The organism is Cytobacillus sp. NJ13, assembly GCA_030348385.1.
In the GTDB taxonomy this organism is placed as follows: Bacteria; Bacillota; Bacilli; order Bacillales; family Cytobacillaceae; genus Cytobacillus.
This window is the reverse complement of sequence record JAUCFP010000006.1, coordinates 3,529,310-3,549,466: the sequence shown is the minus strand read 5'-3', so window position 1 is coordinate 3,549,466 and position 20,157 is coordinate 3,529,310. Positions and strand designations below refer to the sequence as shown.

Below are 20,157 nucleotides of genomic sequence, written 5' to 3'. Positions count from 1 at the left end.
ATCTGGAAAAATCGATTAGTTTACACCATTATGTCATACAATGGCAAATTGCGCACCCTATTCAATTGGTGTTTTATTGGGTGTCCCCGGCTTCCGCGGGTACTTTTTAGGAGTGCTCTTTTCTTTTTTAATGATTAAAATATTGCGCTCACTTTCTTCCTCAGGCAAGGTAAACGTGTGGGAATCCACGAGTTTTCCTCCCAGTACAGAGATGGCCTTTTTGCCGGCATCCAGTTCTTCTTTTGCACTGGCACCCTTCATAGCCACAAATGTGCCTCCTGTTTTTGCCAGAGGCAGACAAAGTTCACTCAAAACGGACAATCTGGCAACAGCCCTTGCTGTCACAACATCAAAAAACTCACGGTATTCTTTGTTCTGGCCAAAGGTTTCCGCACGGTCATGGATAAAGCGGACATGATCAAGCTCCAGCTTCTTCGCCAAATGCTCCAGAAACCCAATGCGTTTATTCAGCGAGTCAACGATCGTAATATGTAAACCCGGAAAAGCAATTTTAATCGGTATGCTTGGAAAACCGGCACCAGCCCCGACATCACAAACTTTTAGCGGCTGGTTGAAATCAAAGTAAAAAGCAGCGCTAATCGAGTCATAAAAATGCTTGAGATAAACATCTTCCTTTTCCGTGATGGCTGTTAAATTCATTTTTTCATTCCATTCCACCAGTGTGGAATAGTATGTTTCATATTGCTGCATTTGCTGTGGCGAAAGGGCAATCCCCTTCGCCGCCAGCATTTCTGTAAATTGTTCGGTATTCATTTATAAATCCTTTCGGTTCTCAGACATGATCGGATTTTCCCTTTACTCCGCTGAAACTCTTGCGATTCTGCCCTGTTCTAAGTAAACAAGCAAAATAGAGATATCAGCAGGGTTTACACCGGAAATTCGTGAAGCCTGCGCTAAAGATAGCGGCCTTACTTCCTTCAGCTTTTGTCTTGCTTCAGAAGCGAGTCCGTTAATATCATCATAATCGATGTTTTCAGGGATCTTCTTGTTTTCCATCTTCTTCAGGCGCTCTACCTGCTGAAGTGACTTTTCAATATACCCTTCATACTTGATCTGGATTTCCACCTGCTCGGTTACATCCGCATCAAGTGAATTCTCAGCTGGAACAAGCTGCTGGATATGCTCATACGTCATTTCCGGACGCTTCAGCAAATCAGATGCGCGAATGCCATCTTTCAGCTCGCTTCCGCCCTGGCTTTTAATCAGCTCCTGCACATCAGAAGACGGCTTGATGATGATGCCTTGCAGACGTGCTTTCTCTTCTTCAATTGCCTGCTTTTTCAGCTGGAATTTTTTATAGCGCTCTTCACTGATCAGCCCAACTTTGCGGCCAAGCTCTGTTAAGCGCAGGTCGGCATTATCATGGCGAAGCAGCAGACGGTATTCCGCTCTTGAAGTCAATAGACGGTAAGGCTCGTTCGTGCCTTTGGTCACAAGGTCATCAATCAGGACGCCAATATAAGCATCTGAACGGCTTAAAATGACTTCTTCCTTATCCAGCGATTTTAATCCCGCATTCATGCCTGCCATTAGCCCCTGGCCGGCAGCTTCTTCATAGCCGGATGTCCCGTTAATCTGGCCGGCAGTATAGAGATTTTTCACTTTCTTGGTTTCAAGTGTCGGCCATAATTGCGTTGGTACGATGGAATCATATTCAATCGCATAGCCAGCACGCATCATCTGTACATTTTCAAGTCCGGGAATGGTTCTGAGAATCTTCTGCTGCACATCCTCTGGCAAGCTTGTAGAAAGCCCCTGCACATACACTTCCTGTGTATTGCGGCCCTCAGGCTCCAGGAATATCTGATGACGCGGCTTATCATTAAAGCGGACCACTTTATCTTCAATCGACGGACAATAGCGCGGTCCTGTCCCTTTGATCATGCCGGAATACATCGGCGAGCGATGAAGATTATTGTCGATTAATGTATGCGTTTCTTCATTGGTATACGTCAGCCAGCAAGGAAGCTGGTCCGTAATGTATTTTGTCGTTTCATAGGAAAAAGCTCTTGGCACATCATCGCCAGGCTGGATTTCCGTTTTGCTGTAATCAATGGAGTGGCTATTGACGCGCGGCGGTGTTCCTGTTTTAAAACGGACCAGATCAAAGCCGAGCTCCTGCAAATGCTCTGAGAGCTTAATGGATGGCTGCTGGTTGTTAGGACCGCTTGAGTACTTGAGCTCACCCAGGATAATTTCCCCTCTTAAGAAGGTTCCGGTCGTAATAACTACCGCTTTTGAATGATAAACAGCACCTGTCTGGGTGACGACGCCCCTGCATTCTCCATCTTCGACAATCAGCCGTTCAACCATTCCCTGAATAAGCGTCAGGTTTGGCTCATTTTCCAGCGTTTTTTTCATTTCATGCTGATACGTGAATTTATCGGCCTGAGCTCTTAACGCACGGACTGCAGGGCCTTTTCCTGTATTGAGCATGCGCATCTGAATATGGGTTTTATCAATGTTTTTGCCCATTTCTCCGCCAAGAGCATCGATTTCCCTTACCACAATCCCTTTAGCAGGACCTCCGACTGAAGGGTTGCAGGGCATAAAGGCTACCATATCAAGGTTGATCGTAATCATTAATGTCTTTGCGCCGAGACGGGCCGAAGCAAGGCCTGCTTCCACACCCGCATGTCCGGCTCCGACTACTATGACATCATAACTTCCAGCTTCATATGTCATGATGCTGCCTCCTTTGCTGCAATCAGAAAAGCACAGGAACAAGCTTTTGAAAAGCCCGGGGCTGAGCCAGCAGATTGCAAAAGTTAAAAATCTATTTCCGCTGCGTCAGCTGACACAGCCTTCCTAAATCATCTATTTCCCTAAACAGAACTGCGAGAATAACTGGTCGATCAAGCTTTCATGGACGCTATCGCCAATAATTTCACCAAGCAGCTCCCATGTTCTCGTCAAATCAATTTGCACAATGTCAATCGGTGTTCCCATCTCAACCCCCTGCATCGCTTCGTCAATGGCATTTTGCGCCTGGTTCAATAGGGCAATATGGCGGGTATTGGATACATATGTCATATCCCCGGCTTCGATGGAGCCTGCAAAGAATAGAGAAGCAATGGCTTCCTCAAGATCGTCGACTCCCTGATCCTCCAATAAAGAGGTCGTAACCAGTTTATGATGCTTGGAAAGCTCACGGACGCGATTCATGTCGATTTTTTGGTCAAGGTCGGTTTTATTGACAATCACAATGACATCCATGCCTTCGACCGCCTTAAAAATATTTTCATCCTCAGACGTCAATTCATCCGAGTAATTGAGCACGAGCAAAATCAAATCTGCTTCTTTTAATACCTGCCTTGATTTTTCAACACCAATCCGTTCCACTATATCTTCCGTTTCGCGAATGCCGGCTGTATCAACCAGGCGGAGAGGCACCCCTCTTACATTCACGTATTCTTCGATGACATCACGGGTTGTGCCTGGGATATCTGTTACAATAGCCTTATTCTCATGAACAAGGCTATTCAATAAGGAAGATTTTCCAACGTTTGGCCGTCCGACGATGACTGTTGAGAGTCCTTCACGCAGTATTTTCCCCTGCTGTGAGGTCTGAAGAAGCTTTTCGATCTCCTTCTTCACATATGAAGCCTTCTCCATCAGCATATGATGGGTCATTTCCTCAACATCATCGTATTCCGGATAGTCGATATTGACTTCTACGTGAGCAAGGATCTCCAGAATTTCCTGCCGAAGCTTCTGAATAAGCTTTGACAGCCTTCCTTCCATCTGGCCAAGTGCCACGTTCATAGCCCGGTCCGTCTTGGCACGGATTAAATCCATAACCGCTTCTGCCTGGGATAAATCAATCCGCCCGTTCAAAAAGGCGCGCTTTGTAAATTCACCCGGCTCTGCCAGCCGTGCGCCATTATTCAGCAAAAGCTGCAGGACGCGGTTTACAGAAACCAGTCCGCCATGGCAGTTGATTTCAATGACATCTTCTTTAGTAAAAGTTTTCGGTCCCTTCATGGCCGAAACCATTACTTCTTCAGCAATCTGTTCGGTTTTTGGGTCGATAATATGCCCATAATGAATGGTGTGGGACGCAACATCCTTTAGACGCTTGCCTCCTACCCCTCTGAACAGCCGGTCCGCAATTTCAAAAGCCTGGTCACCGCTCAGGCGGACAATGGCAATGGCTCCTTCTCCCATTGGAGTAGAGATCGCAGCTATTGTATCAAATTCCAATTCATTCACCTCTCTTTTTTCTGTTTTATCGATCTATATAAAATGAATAATAATATCGATTCCCCAAATTAATAGAATATCACATGGCTTTTTTTTAGAAAAGCATATCAGCCCGCAATTCCGGCTTGTCCATCAGTCAGCATGATACTTATCAACAGCCCGCTTACACACAGCCAGCGAAAAAAATTATCCACACGTCTCATAATTAATATGCTCTATTTTAACTTATCCACATGTGAATAACAATAAAACCAATTAAGATTTAATAATTGGCTGGGAAATGACAAAGTGCGACAAAAAAATCCCAATCCGTAAATGGATTGGGATTTTGCAAACTTCGCTTTTCCTGCTATCTTGTTCTGACTGGTGCAATGACGATATGACGATGCGGGTCATTGCCATCAGAGTACGTCTTGATTCTCTTATTATTTACGAGAGTGGTATGGATCACCTTGCGTTCATATGAAGGCATAGGTTCCAGCGCAATTTCTTTTCCCGTCTTCAAAGCTTTTTGAGCAAGCCTTTCAGCCAATTGAATCAGGGTATCCTGGCGTCTTTTCCGATAATCCTCTGCATCGAGCACCACATTTAAGTAATGTTCGGCATAGCGGTTAATGACCAGCTGTGTCAAATACTGGAGGGAATTGAGCGTTTGTCCTCTTTTTCCGATTAAAAGTGCAATCTTTTCACCGGATAGGATAAATTGAACATTTTTTCCGTCCCTTAATGTTTCAATTTCAATGGACACGCCCATTTTCCCGCTGACGTCTTTGAGGAACTTTTCAGCTTCCTCAATCGGATCAGGTTTTTTCACAGCTTTCACCACGGCCGGCCGGGATCCAAAAATCCCGAAAATGCCTTTTTTACCTTCATCAACGATAGTAATCTCTAAGCGGTCTTCTGTTGTGTTTAATTGAGCTAAAGCTGACTCTACTGCTTCCTTGACGGTCTGTCCTGTAGCAGTTACTTGTTTCACTTTTTGGCTCCTCCTGCATTTCCGGCCGCTGCAGCTTTCAGGTCCGGACCTTTAATGAAATACGTTTGAACGATCATGAAGATATTCCCCACTACCCAGTATAAAGAAAGAGCTGCCGGGAAGTTAATGGCAAAAATAACGATCATAATCGGCATTAGGTAAAGCATCATTTTCATTTGTGCAGCCATTTGCCCCGTATGCTGAGTGCCGGCCATCATCATTTTCTGCTGAATGAACGTTGTCACACCTGCAATTAAAGGCAATAAGTAAATTGGATCCGGAGAACCAAGGTCAAACCAAAGGAAATTATGGTTTGCAATTTCGCGCGTACGTGTAATCGCATGGTAGAAACCGATCAGGATCGGCATTTGAATCACTAACGGAAAACATCCTGCAAGCGGATTAACGCCGTGCTTTTGGAATAAAGCCATTGTTTCCTGCTGCAGCTTCTGCTGGGTTTTCTGGTCTTTAGAGCTGTATTTTTCACGAAGCTTCTGCATTTCTGGCTGAATCGCCTGCATCGCTTTTGAACTTCTCGTTTGTTTAATCATTAATGGCAGGATGACCAGACGGATAATGATGGTCACAATAATGATCGATAGTCCATAGCTGCCGCCTGCAAATTCTGCTACCTTAATAATAAACAGCGAAAGCGGGTAGACAATATACTCGTTCCAAAAGCCTTCACTTTCAGACGTAATCGGCTGGTTAATTTCTGTACAGCCCGTTAAAAGGGCCATCACAAACACTAAACCGATTAATAGGAATATTCGTTTCTTCAACCGTTTTTTCCTCCTTAATTGCTCCTGATAATAGTATGGATATCATTTGCTTGTCCCCGGTCAGAGGGCACACGCTCATATGTATCTTATTTTAACATCTTTTAAAATGAAGTGCTTCAAAATAAAGATAGATAAAGATTATTGATTTTTAGTATTTCCAAGTCTCGGTTTATTCAAAACCCTCGAAACCTTCAATACATGGATCAGACTCTTTTTCACTTCATGGAAATCCATTTCTGCCACCGGTTTTCTCGCAATGACGATCAGATCATATTGCGGCTTAATTTCCTCCTCCAGTTCTAAGAATGCCTGGCGGATATACCTTTTGATCTGGTTCCTCATAACGGCATTGCCGATTTTTTTACTGACAGAAAGGCCAATGCGGAAATGATTCTGCTCCTCTTTTCTCAAGATGTAAACGACAAATTGACGGTTGGCGAATGACTTTCCCTTCTTAAAGGCCTCTTGAAATTCTTTATTCTTTTTTACACGGAACTCTTTTTTCATGTCATCACCTTTTCAGAAAAGCGCAGAGCGCCTTGAACATTTATCTTTACATGGAAAAAAAGACCACTGACGTTTCAGTGGCCTAAGCAGATAATACTTTTCTTCCTTTGCGGCGGCGGCGAGCTAGAACGTTACGTCCGTTCGGAGAGCTCATGCGGCTGCGGAAACCATGAACCTTGCTTCTTTTACGCTTGTTTGGTTGATAAGTTCTTTTCATATATGACACCTCCCTGAGGAATTGCTGTTAAAGACAGTCTTTCTAATTATATAGATGTAACTAGAAAATTGTCAACTATGCATATAAGTCAATCTGCCTTCAATGGCAAAAAAATTAGTTTCGGCTCTTTCTTTCATAATTTGTTTTTTCTTATAAAGTTAGTTCGTTGATTTCCGCTGCGGGCACTTGCTTTCCGCGGGGAGGAACGGGAGCCTCCTCGGCTTCGCCTGCGGGGTCTCCCGCTCCTCTCCTCCCGCAGGAGTCAAGTGCCCTCCGCTCCAATCAACTCAGCAGTTAAAATTTATTATGAATAAACAACTTACGAAAATAACATTTTAAAAAACGCTTAGCTGCTCTTTCTCTTTTTGCATACCTGAAAGAACCCACTCAGAAAGTTTACCTTCTTTTCGCATGAATGTCATCCTAAAATTTCATTTTTCCACGTTTTTCTCATTAGTTCATTGTGAAAGCTACTATTTGAGACTGCAAATTCTGCCGGTCGCCAGATGATCTGGCCACGAAAAAATGGCATTGCTCCATGTGATATTCCAAAGTCCAATTTAATTGGATCTTCTCAAAAAACAGGTCTGTGGATAAAATTTCGACAGCATTTTCATTATCCACATCACATATTGACAAGTTTTTCACACAACCAGAGGCTGTGGACAATTTTTATGAACAGGGATGGCATGTTGTGGATAAAGGTTTAAAAAGCATTGCAGACAAAAGCATTATCTGTTATCATAATTGTGTTTTAACACTTAATAAAACATTGTGCATATCTTCATTATCCACAGATTGTGGATAACATGTGGACAGGTTATCCAAGGGGTTTGTAAAAGTTTGTCCACAGACAGTGGATACTGTCGAAATTCCACTTTACTTCCTTATTATATATTTTTCCACATAAACAGTTTCGTATATTTATAAACTTCGGGGTTATACAGCTTGTATAACCTATCGTTTTTGTGGCCCGAAACAAAGAAAAGCAAGGGTGTCCTTCGAAAGGCACCGGAGCTGGACAGTAATCTAAATTCCCAATATAGATGGAAAAGGAGGGATATCATTGGAAAACATTGCGGATCTTTGGAATAATGCTCTGGCCAATATCGAGAAGAAAATCAGCAAGCCCAGTTTTGATACATGGCTGAAATCGACAAAAGCGCATTCTCTGCAGGGAGACACTTTAGTGGTTAAGGCCCCGAATGAGTTTGCCCGTGACTGGCTTGAAGAGCGTTATTCCCAGCTGATCTCCGGAATTCTTTATGACATAACCGGTGAAGAATTAGGAGTAAAATTCATCATTCCGCAAAATCAAAGCGAAGAAGAAGTCGATCTTCCCCTTCCTCCAAAAAAGAAAAAGCTGGAGGAAGAACAGCCGGAATTGCCATTAACGATGCTGAATCCGAAGTATACATTCGACACGTTTGTCATCGGATCCGGAAACCGCTTCGCCCATGCAGCTTCACTTGCTGTAGCCGAGGCTCCGGCTAAGGCATATAATCCTTTATTTATTTACGGGGGAGTTGGACTCGGAAAAACTCACCTTATGCATGCAATCGGCCATTATGTATTAGATCATAATCCATCAGCTAAAGTCGTATACTTATCTTCCGAGAAATTTACGAACGAATTCATTAACTCGATCCGAGATAACAAAGCGGGAGATTTCCGCGATAAATATCGAAATGTGGATGTTCTTCTTATCGATGATATTCAGTTTTTAGCTGGAAAAGAACAGACACAGGAAGAATTTTTCCATACTTTTAATACCTTGCATGAAGAGAGCAAGCAGATCATCATCTCAAGCGACCGTCCTCCAAAGGAAATACCGACACTGGAAGACCGTCTTCGCTCCAGATTTGAATGGGGGCTAATTACTGATATTACTCCTCCCGACCTTGAAACGCGTATTGCGATTCTGCGCAAAAAAGCGAAAGCAGAGGGACTTGATATTCCTAATGAGGTTATGCTGTATATTGCTAATCAGATTGACTCCAACATTCGTGAACTTGAGGGTGCTCTGATTCGTGTAGTAGCTTACTCCTCTTTAATAAATAAAGATATTAATGCAGACCTTGCAGCAGAAGCATTAAAGGATATTATTCCAAGCTCCAAACCGAAAGTCATTACCATCCATGAGATTCAAAGGGTGGTTGGGGAACACTTTAATGTAAAGCTTGAGGATTTCAAAGCGAAGAAACGAACAAAGTCTGTCGCATTCCCCCGGCAGATTGCCATGTATCTATCAAGGGAATTAACCGACTTTTCTCTTCCTAAAATAGGGGAGGAATTTGGCGGAAGGGACCATACGACCGTCATTCATGCCCATGAAAAAATTTCAAAGATGCTTCAGTCAGATTCACAATTTGAAAAGCAGCTGAAAGAAATCAATGAAATGCTAAAGGTATAATGTGTATAACTTGACCAAACTTACACACAGTCTGTCCACATGTGGATAGGCTGTGTTTCCTTTCAAAAAATGCAGTTATCCACATACTAACAGGCCCTACTAGTACTTCTACTATTTTTTATAAAAAATATATATATATTCAATACGCCATTAAAATATGCTTGGAGGATTTAAAAAATGAGATTTATAATCCAGCGCGACCGGTTGGTCCAAAGCGTCCAGGATGTTATGAAAGCTGTAACAAGCAGAACGACCATTCCCATCTTAACGGGGATTAAAATCGTCGCATCTGAAGAAGGAGTCACATTAACGGGCAGTGATTCTGATATTTCAATCGAATCTTTTATTCCTAAAGAAGAAGCAGGAGATGAAATTGTCGAGATCAAACAGGCTGGTGCCATTGTGCTCCAAGCGAAGTTCTTCAGTGAAATCGTTAAGAAGCTTCCGACTGACAGTGTAGAGATCAGCGTTGAAAACCATTTGCAGACAGTCATCCGCTCAGGTAAATCCGAATTCAATCTTAATGGTCTGGATGCTGAGGAATATCCTCACTTGCCTCAAATCGAGGAAGAAAATGTGTTTAAAATCCCTACAGACCTATTAAAAGCAATGGTTCGCCAAACGGTTTTCGCAGTGTCCACCTCAGAAACACGCCCTATCTTGACAGGTGTAAACTGGAAGGTTGAAAACGGGACATTAACCTGTATTGCAACAGATAGCCACAGGCTGGCATTAAGAAAAGCGCAAATCGAAACAAATGCCAGCGAAAGCTACAATGTGGTCATTCCAGGAAAAAGCTTAAGTGAATTAAGCAAAATTCTTGATGACAACAATGATTTAATCGATATCGTTATTACTGAAAACCAGGTTCTCTTTAAGGCCGAGCATCTGCTGTTCTTCTCAAGACTGCTGGAAGGAAATTACCCGGATACATCCAGATTGATCCCTTCAGACAGCAAAACAGATGTAGTTGTCAATACAAAGGAATTCCTGCAGGCTATTGACCGTGCCTCTTTATTGGCAAAAGAAGGCCGCAACAATGTGGTCAAGTTTTCAACAATTGATGGCGGAGTAATTGAAATTTCATCCAACACTCCTGAAATCGGAAAAGTTGTCGAAGAAGTGCAGAGCAAATCTGTAGAAGGCGAAGAATTAAAAATTTCTTTTAGCGCGAAATTCATGATGGATGCCCTAAAAGCACTTGAAGGCTCTGAAATTACAATCAGCTTCACCGGCGCCATGAGACCATTCATCATCAAACCTTTAAACGATGAATCAATTCTGCAATTGATTTTGCCAGTAAGGACTTATTAAGAAAAAAGCTGCCGGTTGTGCCGGCGGCTTACTTTTTTTGGTGAAACAGATCTCTAAAACTGTACCCCTGGCCGCAAGAATATTGGCCAATTGCTGGGGAATAATGAAAATAACCAGCTGCAGGCGAGTTTTCTTTGTGTATCTGCGATTTATTTAGTAAAATAGAATATTAGATACCATTCTGAAATTGTTTTGCCAAAGTGCAGAAATCACTGCAGCACTTGAAGTCGGACAATGGGAAAGAGTGAAAATATGACGGAAATTCAAATTGATACAGAATATATTACGCTGGGCCAATTTTTAAAAGCCGCTGATGTGATTCAAACAGGCGGAATGGCCAAATGGTTCCTGAGTGAATACGAAGTCTTCGTCAATGGGGAACAAGATCAAAGACGGGGTAGAAAGCTAAGAACCGGGGATAAAATCGAAATTCAGGATGTGGGTGAATTTACGATCGTCTAGCCCGCTAAATAAATTAATTAAAAAGTTTAGGATGTAGCGCCTATGCATATAGAGCAGTTGCTAATAAAAAATTACCGGAATTACGAAGAGCTTGAAGTTAATTTCGAAAATAAAGTGAATGTAATTTTGGGAGAAAATGCCCAGGGAAAGACAAATGTCATGGAATCGATCTATGTGCTGGCGATGGCAAAGTCCCATCGGACATCAAATGACAAAGATCTTATTCGCTGGGATCAGGAATATGCTAAAATAGAAGGAAGGGTCCAAAAAAGGCAAGGATCCCTGCCAATGCAATTAGTCATCAGCAAAAAAGGCAAAAAAGCCAAATGCAATCATATAGAGCAGCAGAAATTAAGCCAGTATGTCGGCAATATGAATGTTGTGATGTTCGCGCCTGAAGATCTCCATCTTGTGAAAGGGAGCCCTCAAGTAAGGCGTCGTTTTATTGATATGGAGATTGGGCAGGTTTCACCTGTCTATTTGCATGATATCAGCCAGTATCAGAAAATCCTCCAGCAGCGCAACCACTACCTGAAAATGCTCCAGATCAAAAAGCAGACCGACCATACCATGCTTGAGATTTTAACAGAGCAATTTATTGAAATGGCTGCAAAGATTGTTTCAAAGCGTTACGATTTCCTCAGACTCCTCGAGAATTGGGCACAGCCGATTCATGAAGGGATTTCAAGAGGGCTTGAGACCTTGAAAATTGAGTACAAGCCTTCTGCCGAGGTATCAGAAGAACAAGATTTGTCGAAAATGGTTAGAGTATACCAGGATAAATTTGCAAAAGTAAAAAACAGGGAAATAGACCGCGGCGTCACCATGTTTGGGCCGCATCGTGATGACCTGATTTTTCATGTGAATGGGCGCGATGTGCAAACATTCGGTTCACAGGGCCAGCAAAGAACGACAGCTCTATCGGTTAAGCTTGCCGAAATCGAACTGATCCATTCTGAAATTGGAGAATATCCCATTCTGCTGCTGGATGACGTCCTCTCGGAATTGGATGATTATCGCCAATCCCATTTATTGAATACCATTCAAGGAAAAGTGCAGACGTTTGTCACTACTACGAGTGTTGATGGAATAGACCACCAGACACTTAAAGAAGCAGCAGCGTTCAGTGTTGAGGCAGGGAGAATCAAGAAGATTCAGTGAGGTGATCGCATGTACATCCATATAGGTGAAGATGTGTTGGTCCGGGCAAGGGATATTGTCGCCATTATTGATAAAGAAACAGCCCTTGCTTCCGAGTATGCGGAAGAGCGTAAGGAGAACCTGGAGGAGTCAGTTGTGAACCTCGCTAAAGGTTCCTATAAATCTGTGGTTGTCACAACAGAAAAGATCTATTTTTCTCCGCTATCCTCAGGTACGTTAAAAAAACGATCCCATAAATTAAGTGTTCACGAATTTTAAAGAAATGCAGGACTGCCGGAAGAACTTCCTTAATGGGACAAAAGGCAAGTCAGTGAAAACTACAGTTTGGCTCATCTCAGGAAGCCAGGCTTTTTTATAGATTAGTGAAATGGAAAGTGTAGGTGACCGATGTGGCAATGGAGCAAAAGGCAGTGCAGGAACAATCCTATGATGAGAATCAGATACAGGTACTGGAAGGTCTGGAAGCGGTTCGGAAGCGTCCGGGAATGTATATCGGTTCAACAAGTGCCAAAGGGCTTCACCATCTTGTTTGGGAAATAGTCGATAATAGTATTGATGAAGCACTGGCAGGCTACTGTTCTGAAATCAATGTGATTATCGAAAAGGATAATAGTATTACGGTAGTGGATAACGGACGCGGTATACCAGTCGGAATTCACGAAAAAATGGGACGCCCGGCAGTGGAAGTTATTATGACGGTTCTGCATGCAGGCGGTAAATTCGGAGGCGGAGGATACAAGGTTTCCGGAGGCTTGCATGGTGTTGGTGCTTCTGTAGTTAATGCTCTCTCAACTGTGCTGGAAGTATTTGTCCATCGTGATGGAAAGAAATATTATCAGAAGTTTGAGCGCGGAGTCCCTAGTGCCGATCTTGAAGTGATTGGGGAAGCGGATCATACTGGAACAACCATCCATTTTAAGCCGGACAGTGAAATCTTCACTGAAACGCTTGAATATGATTATGAAACACTCTCAAACCGCATCCGCGAGTTGGCTTTCCTGAATAGAGGATTAACCATCACGATTGAAGATAAACGTGAGGAAAATAAGAAAAATGAATATATGTACGAGGGTGGTATTAAATCGTACGTTGAACATTTGAATAGAACGAAAGAAGTTCTCCATGAGGAACCAATTTATATTGAGGGAGAACGTGAGGGCATCACAGTTGAAGTCTCCATTCAGTACAATGATGGCTTCACAAGCAATATTTATTCTTTTGCCAATAACATTAATACGTATGAAGGCGGTACGCATGAATCAGGATTTAAAACCGCATTAACAAGAGTTATTAATGATTACGCCCGTAAACATGGGGTTTTTAAAGAAAATGATGCAAATCTATCAGGGGAAGACGTCCGGGAAGGTTTAACAGCGATTGTATCTGTTAAGCATCCAGATCCACAGTTTGAAGGACAGACTAAAACGAAGCTTGGCAACTCAGAGGTTCGCGCTGCAACTGATACGATTTTCTCAGATGCGCTTGAAAAGTTCCTGCTGGAAAATCCGACTGTAGCCAGAAAAATCGTTGAAAAAGGATTAATGGCTGCACGCGCCAGACTGGCTGCGAAAAAAGCACGGGAATTGACCAGAAGAAAGAGTGCATTAGAAGTATCAAGCTTGCCGGGAAAACTGGCTGATTGCTCTTCTAAAGATGCTTCTATATCTGAACTATACATTGTTGAGGGTGATTCCGCCGGAGGCTCAGCCAAACAGGGGCGTGATCGTCACTTCCAGGCAATCCTTCCATTGAGAGGGAAAATCCTTAATGTTGAAAAAGCCCGTTTGGATAGAATTCTTTCAAACAATGAAGTACGAGCTATGATTACAGCAGCTGGTACAGGGATTGGCGAAGACTTTGATATTTCAAAAGCCAGATATCATAAAATTGTGATCATGACTGATGCAGATGTGGATGGCGCCCATATTCGAACATTATTATTAACCTTCTTTTACCGCTATATGAGACAAATTTTAGAAGCAGGCTATATTTACATTGCGCAGCCTCCATTATATAAAGTACAGCAGGGCAAGAAGATTGAATATGCATATAATGACCGGCAGCTTGAAGAAGTAATGAGCAGTCTGTCCAGCCAGCCAAAGCCAAATGTTCAGCGCTATAAAGGGCTTGGTGAAATGAATCCTGGCCAGCTGTGGGAGACAACGATGAATCCCGAAACAAGAACACTGCTGCAGGTAAGTCTTGAAGATGCCATTGAGGCAGATGAAACGTTTGAAATATTAATGGGTGATAAAGTTGAACCACGGCGAAATTTCATTGAAGAAAATGCCCAATATGTAAAAAACTTAGATATATGATCAAAAGCCAGGATAGGATTACTATCCTGCTTTTACATAAGGAAAGTGCCAGAGTCACTTTTTTGAGTACAGCCTGCAGAGCAGCTAACTGCGATTTACTGCAGCATTATGAATGTTTTACTAATTAAGAGGATATGGTTAAATTCCAAGTCCCTTAAAAAGGGAGGTTCTTTATATGGCTGATACGCCAAGGTCCCAAATAAAAGAAATTAATATTAGCCAGGAAATGCGTTCATCATTCCTGGACTACGCCATGAGTGTAATTGTTTCACGTGCTCTTCCGGATGTGCGTGATGGCTTAAAGCCGGTGCATCGCCGCATTCTGTATGCGATGCATGATCTCGGCATGCATTCAGATAAGCCCTATAAAAAATCAGCACGTATCGTCGGGGATGTAATTGGTAAGTATCATCCGCACGGAGACTCTGCTGTTTATGAAACCATGGTGCGCATGGCGCAGGACTTTAACTATCGATACATGCTGGTTGACGGACATGGTAACTTCGGTTCGGTGGATGGCGATTCTGCAGCTGCCATGCGTTATACAGAAGCACGCATGTCCAAAATATCAATGGAGCTTTTACGGGATATCAATAAGGATACCATTGATTATCAGGATAACTATGATGGGGAAGAAAAAGAGCCGGTTGTACTGCCTGCCCGTTTTCCTAATTTGCTGGTCAATGGAACTTCAGGCATCGCTGTTGGAATGGCGACTAATATTCCTCCCCACCAGCTTGGAGAAGTGATTGATGGGGTTTTAGCAATAAGTAAAGACCCTGAAATGACCATTCAGGAACTAATGGATATTATTCCTGGACCAGACTTTCCAACAGCCGGAATGATATTAGGAAGAAGCGGAATCCGCAAAGCCTATGAAACTGGCCGCGGATCGATTACTTTACGTGCTAAAGTAGAGGTTGAAGAAAAGTCTAATGGCAAAGAAACCATTATTGTCCATGAAATCCCGTATCAGGTTAACAAAGCAAAACTGATTGAAAAAATTGCGGAACTTGTTAGAGATAAGAAAATTGACGGCATTACCGATCTGCGTGATGAATCTGACCGTAACGGGATGCGAATTGTTATTGAAGTCAGAAGAGATGCAAATGCAAGTGTATTATTAAATAATCTCTATAAGCAAACAGCCCTTCAGACGAGCTTTGGAATTAATCTTCTGGCATTGGTGGACGGACAGCCTAAGGTTCTGAATTTAAAGCAGTGTCTTGAGTATTATTTAGAGCATCAAAAGGTTGTTATTCGCCGACGGACAGAATTTGAGTTAAGAAAAGCAGAAGCCCGCGCGCATATTTTAGAAGGCTTAAGGATAGCGCTTGATCACCTTGATGAAGTTATTAGTCTTATCCGCAGCTCACAGACTACAGATATTGCCCGTGAAGGCTTAATGACAAAATTCAATCTTTCCGAAAAACAGGCTCAAGCTATTCTTGATATGCGTCTGCAGCGTCTGACAGGTTTGGAGCGCGAAAAGATTGAAGACGAGTATTCAAGCCTTGTAGCATTAATTGCCGAATTAAAAGCTATTTTGGCAGATGAAGAAAAAGTATTGGAAATCATCCGCGAGGAATTAACCGAATTAAAAGAGAGATTTAACGATAAACGCCGTACAGAAATTGTTGCCGGCGGAATCGAACAAATTGAAGACGAAGATCTAATCCCGCGCGAGAATATTGTCCTTACTTTAACTCATAAGGGATACATCAAGCGTCTTCCTGTATCGACTTACCGGGCCCAAAAACGCGGCGGCCGGGGAATCCAGGGAATGGGAACCAATGAGGATGACTTTGTGGAACACCTCATTACCACTTCCACACACGATACCATCCTGTTCTTCACGAACAAAGGAAAAGTGTATCGCGGTAAAGGATATGAAATTCCTGAATTCAGCCGTACGGCGAAAGGAATTCCAATCATTAACCTTCTTGGAGTCGACAAGGATGAATGGGTTAACGCGATTATTCCTGTTGAAGAATTTGTCGATGATTGGTTCCTATTCTTTACGACTAAACAGGGGATTTCCAAGCGTTCGCCATTATCATCCTTTGCCAATATCCGCAATAACGGCTTAATTGCACTAAATCTGCGTGAAGATGATGAATTAATTTCGGTTCGTTTAACTGATGGCAGCAAGGAGATCATTATTGGAACCAGCCATGGCATGCTGATCCGATTCCCTGAAGAAGATGTTCGTTCAATGGGCAGAACTGCTACCGGTGTTAAAGGGATAAGCCTTAGTGAAGGTGATGAAGTTGTTGGCATGGAAGTTCTTGACGATGACAGCCAAATCCTGATCGTAACGAAAAACGGCTATGGTAAGCGCACTCCTGCTGAAGAATACCGTGTTCAGGGCAGAGGCGGTAAAGGAATCAAGACCTGCAACATCACAGATAAGAACGGAAGCCTCGTTTCCATGAAGGCTGTCACAGGTGAAGAAGACGTTATGCTTATTACAACAGGCGGCGTACTTATCCGAATGGCAGTGAACGATATTTCCACTATGGGAAGAAACACGCAAGGTGTCAGACTCATCCGCATAAATGAAGATGCTGACGAAGCGGTATCTACTGTTGCAAAAGTTGAAAAAGAAGAGGAAAAAGATGAAGAAGAATTAACAAAGCCTCTTGAAGATGCTGATTCACTTCCTGAAGTAGAAGTAAATGGAGATAATAGCGAAGAATAAATTTTAAGGAACACAGATTTGTGTTCCTTTTTTTTGTCCAAATAATGTAAAATAGTATAAAAGACTCATTACATTTGGAGTGTGGAAATGGTGCGTGTACCTATACAGGAATTAAGAGAAGGCTGTATTTTATCAGAAGATGTTTTCAGCTTGACGAATCGCCCTATTATCAGCCAAAAAACAGTCCTGACGAAGGAACTGCTGGATATTATGAAAATATTTCTGATTGATGAAGCAGAAGTTGAAACCACCATGGTTAACGGAAAGGCTTTTGCTTCTGCCGGAAGCTTGGAAGAAGCTGAAGAAGTACTAGAATCAAATGAATCAAGTTTTTTAAATACATTCTTAACAGGCGTTCAAAATTTCAAAAGAGAATTTATGTCCTGGCAATCAGGCCTTCCTGTGGATATTGCCAAAATAAGAAACATTATGATTCCGCTGATTGAAAAATTAGAGAAAAACCCCTCCGGAATCTTCTCCCTGCATCATTTTTCTACGAATGAAGATTATTTATACCAGCATTCTGTAGCTGTGGGAATGATCAGTGCCTTTATAGGTAAAAAATTGAGTTTGAATAAGGGGGAAATTGTACAGCTTGCCCTGGGAGGCTGCCTGGCAGATGCGGGGATGGCGAAAATAAACCCATCCATCCTGCATAAAAGCAGTTCATTAAACTCCGAAGAATTTGAAGAAATTAAAAGGCATTCAACCCTTAGCTTTAAAATGGTTCAAAATATATCTCTATTAAGAGAAAGCACTAAGATCGGTATTATCCAGCACCACGAGCGGCTGGACGGCAGCGGCTATCCGTTTGGAGAACAAGGCAGCAAAATCAATCAGGCTGGGAGAATTATCGCTGCAGCGGATGCATTTCATGCTATGACCTCCCAAAGGCTCTACAGACGGAAGCAATCTCCTTTTAAAGTACTTGAGATGCTGATTCAGGATGGCTTCGGAAAATATGATATCCCATCCATTCAAGCGCTGGGTTCCGGCATCATGAACTTTTCCATTGGCAGTATGGTAAAGCTCTCTGATGGTCAGACTGCAGAAATCCTTTTTATAGAAGATAAATCACCTACGAGGCCGCTTGTGAAAATCGAAGAAACCGGCGACATAATTCATTTAGAGAAAAACCGCCAGTTATTTATTGATGAAGTATTAAAATGACTGCATACCGCGGTCTTTTTTTATTTAGCTCTGTTAAAGTTTTTTCTGATTAAAGCAGGCGAATTTAACAGACCTTACTTTTTTTAAAAAAGATTTAGTTTCTATTAAAAAGTGCTTGCAATTAATAGAGAAGGGCTGGTATACTTATTCAAGTCAGCAAGAGATGAACATCATCATCCGATGAGGTAAAAAAACTTGTTGACATTGATTATCAGAAATGATATATTAATTAAGTCGCCTCAAGCGGCGGATTGATCTTTGAAAACTGAACGAACAAAAACGTCAACGTTAATTCTTTAGTCTTTTTTGAAAAGACAATTTATGAGCTTAATCAACTCTTATATGGAGAGTTTGATCCTGGCTCAGGACGAACGCTGGCGGCGTGCCTAATACATGCAAGTCGAGCGGACAGATGGGAGCTTGCTCCCTGAAGTCAGCGGCGGACGGGTGAGTAACACGTGGGCAACCTGCCTGTAAGACTGGGATAACTCCGGGAAACCGGGGCTAATACCGGATAATTCTTTCCCTCACATGAGGGAAAGCTGAAAGATGGTTTCGGCTATCACTTACAGATGGGCCCGCGGCGCATTAGCTAGTTGGTGAGGTAACGGCTCACCAAGGCGACGATGCGTAGCCGACCTGAGAGGGTGATCGGCCACACTGGGACTGAGACACGGCCCAGACTCCTACGGGAGGCAGCAGTAGGGAATCTTCCGCAATGGACGAAAGTCTGACGGAGCAACGCCGCGTGAGTGATGAAGGTTTTCGGATCGTAAAACTCTGTTGTTAGGGAAGAACAAGTACCGGAGTAACTGCCGGTACCTTGACGGTACCTAACCAGAAAGCCACGGCTAACTACGTGCCAGCAGCCGCGGTAATACGTAGGTGGCAAGCGTTGTCCGGAATTATTGGGCGTAAAGCGCGCGCAGGCGGTTCCTTAAGTCTGATGTGAAAGCCCCCGGCTCAACCGGGGAGGGTCATTGGAAACTGGGGAACTTGAGTGCAGAAGAGAAGAGTGGAATTCCACGTGTAGCGGTGAAATGCGTAGAGATGTGGAGGAACACCAGTGGCGAAGGCGACTCTTTGGTCTGTAACTGACGCTGAGGCGCGAAAGCGTGGGGAGCAAACAGGATTAGATACCCTGGTAGTCCACGCCGTAAACGATGAGTGCTAAGTGTTAGAGGGTTTCCGCCCTTTAGTGCTGCAGCAAACGCATTAAGCACTCCGCCTGGGGAGTACGGCCGCAAGGCTGAAACTCAAAGGAATTGACGGGGGCCCGCACAAGCGGTGGAGCATGTGGTTTAATTCGAAGCAACGCGAAGAACCTTACCAGGTCTTGACATCTCCTGACAACCCTAGAGATAGGGCGTTCCCCTTCGGGGGACAGGATGACAGGTGGTGCATGGTTGTCGTCAGCTCGTGTCGTGAGATGTTGGGTTAAGTCCCGCAACGAGCGCAACCCTTGATCTTAGTTGCCAGCATTCAGTTGGGCACTCTAAGGTGACTGCCGGTGACAAACCGGAGGAAGGTGGGGATGACGTCAAATCATCATGCCCCTTATGACCTGGGCTACACACGTGCTACAATGGATGGTACAAAGGGCTGCGAGACCGCGAGGTTAAGCGAATCCCATAAAACCATTCTCAGTTCGGATTGCAGGCTGCAACTCGCCTGCATGAAGCCGGAATCGCTAGTAATCGCGGATCAGCATGCCGCGGTGAATACGTTCCCGGGCCTTGTACACACCGCCCGTCACACCACGAGAGTTTGTAACACCCGAAGTCGGTGGGGTAACCTTTTGGAGCCAGCCGCCTAAGGTGGGACAGATGATTGGGGTGAAGTCGTAACAAGGTAGCCGTATCGGAAGGTGCGGCTGGATCACCTCCTTTCTAAGGATATTTACATGAAACGT

General features: G+C 43.3%; 15 protein-coding genes and 1 rRNA gene. 9 read left to right on the top strand and 7 right to left on the bottom strand.

Annotated elements, in window-relative coordinates; all coding sequences use genetic code 11:
* Positions 1–57: 57 nt before the first annotated feature.
* The 7 genes from rsmG to rpmH all read right to left on the bottom strand — a co-directional run bounded on the left by rsmG (position 58) and on the right by rpmH (position 6,706).
* Positions 58–774 carry a 16S rRNA (guanine(527)-N(7))-methyltransferase RsmG gene (rsmG, locus tag QUF73_17785; GenBank protein MDM5227978.1) on the bottom strand — a complete coding sequence of 239 codons (717 nt, stop codon included), beginning with the start codon at positions 772–774 and terminating at the stop codon, positions 58–60.
* A 42-nt stretch (positions 775–816) separates the two neighbouring features.
* On the bottom strand, positions 817–2,706 hold the full coding sequence (mnmG, locus tag QUF73_17780) for a tRNA uridine-5-carboxymethylaminomethyl(34) synthesis enzyme MnmG (protein MDM5227977.1): 1,890 nt from the start codon (positions 2,704–2,706) through the stop codon (positions 817–819).
* Between the two features lie 132 nt (positions 2,707–2,838).
* Complete coding sequence (mnmE, locus tag QUF73_17775) at positions 2,839–4,224, bottom strand: tRNA uridine-5-carboxymethylaminomethyl(34) synthesis GTPase MnmE (protein ID MDM5227976.1); 1,386 nt, start codon at positions 4,222–4,224, stop codon at positions 2,839–2,841.
* A 349-nt stretch (positions 4,225–4,573) separates the two neighbouring features.
* Positions 4,574–5,200 (bottom strand): RNA-binding cell elongation regulator Jag/EloR, encoded by a 627-nt coding sequence (jag, locus tag QUF73_17770; GenBank protein MDM5227975.1) that lies wholly within the window; start codon positions 5,198–5,200, stop codon positions 4,574–4,576.
* Entirely contained in the window at positions 5,197–5,982 is a 786-nt protein-coding gene (gene spoIIIJ, locus QUF73_17765; protein ID MDM5227974.1) for a YidC family membrane integrase SpoIIIJ, read from the bottom strand. Before spoIIIJ ends, jag begins: the two co-directional genes overlap by 4 nt.
* A 138-nt stretch (positions 5,983–6,120) precedes the next feature.
* Entirely contained in the window at positions 6,121–6,489 is a 369-nt protein-coding gene (gene rnpA, locus QUF73_17760; GenBank protein ID MDM5227973.1) for a ribonuclease P protein component, read from the bottom strand.
* Positions 6,490–6,571: 82 nt separating this feature from the next.
* Positions 6,572–6,706 carry a 50S ribosomal protein L34 gene (gene rpmH / locus QUF73_17755; protein MDM5227972.1) on the bottom strand — a complete coding sequence of 45 codons (135 nt, stop codon included), beginning with the start codon at positions 6,704–6,706 and terminating at the stop codon, positions 6,572–6,574.
* 1,066 nt (positions 6,707–7,772) lie between these two features.
* On the opposite strand from rpmH, the gene dnaA reads away from it, so the two are divergent.
* From dnaA to QUF73_17710, 9 genes are all read left to right on the top strand, one after another.
* Positions 7,773–9,119 (top strand): chromosomal replication initiator protein DnaA, encoded by a 1,347-nt coding sequence (dnaA, locus tag QUF73_17750; GenBank protein ID MDM5227971.1) that lies wholly within the window; start codon positions 7,773–7,775, stop codon positions 9,117–9,119.
* Between the two features lie 177 nt (positions 9,120–9,296).
* Positions 9,297–10,433, top strand: a complete 1,137-nt coding sequence (gene dnaN, locus QUF73_17745) for a DNA polymerase III subunit beta (GenBank protein ID MDM5227970.1) — start codon at positions 9,297–9,299, stop codon at positions 10,431–10,433.
* A 252-nt stretch (positions 10,434–10,685) separates the two neighbouring features.
* The gene (gene yaaA, locus QUF73_17740) at positions 10,686–10,895 is read left to right on the top strand and encodes a S4 domain-containing protein YaaA (GenBank protein MDM5227969.1); all 210 of its coding nucleotides are present in this window, start codon (positions 10,686–10,688) and stop codon (positions 10,893–10,895) included.
* A 42-nt stretch (positions 10,896–10,937) separates the two neighbouring features.
* Positions 10,938–12,056 carry a DNA replication/repair protein RecF gene (gene recF, locus QUF73_17735; protein MDM5227968.1) on the top strand — a complete coding sequence of 373 codons (1,119 nt, stop codon included), beginning with the start codon at positions 10,938–10,940 and terminating at the stop codon, positions 12,054–12,056.
* 9 nt (positions 12,057–12,065) lie between these two features.
* Positions 12,066–12,314, top strand: a complete 249-nt coding sequence (locus tag QUF73_17730) for a DUF370 domain-containing protein (GenBank protein ID MDM5227967.1) — start codon at positions 12,066–12,068, stop codon at positions 12,312–12,314.
* 137 nt (positions 12,315–12,451) lie between these two features.
* Entirely contained in the window at positions 12,452–14,374 is a 1,923-nt protein-coding gene (gene gyrB / locus QUF73_17725) for a DNA topoisomerase (ATP-hydrolyzing) subunit B (protein ID MDM5227966.1), read from the top strand.
* 175 nt (positions 14,375–14,549) lie between these two features.
* Positions 14,550–17,075: a DNA gyrase subunit A gene (gene gyrA, locus QUF73_17720; GenBank protein ID MDM5227965.1), complete on the top strand. Its 2,526-nt coding sequence runs from the start codon at positions 14,550–14,552 to the stop codon at positions 17,073–17,075.
* A gap of 87 nt (positions 17,076–17,162) precedes the next feature.
* On the top strand, positions 17,163–18,245 hold the full coding sequence (locus QUF73_17715) for an HD-GYP domain-containing protein (GenBank protein ID MDM5227964.1): 1,083 nt from the start codon (positions 17,163–17,165) through the stop codon (positions 18,243–18,245).
* A gap of 339 nt (positions 18,246–18,584) precedes the next feature.
* Positions 18,585–20,134 (top strand): 16S ribosomal RNA (locus QUF73_17710).
* Positions 20,135–20,157 lie beyond the last annotated feature (23 nt).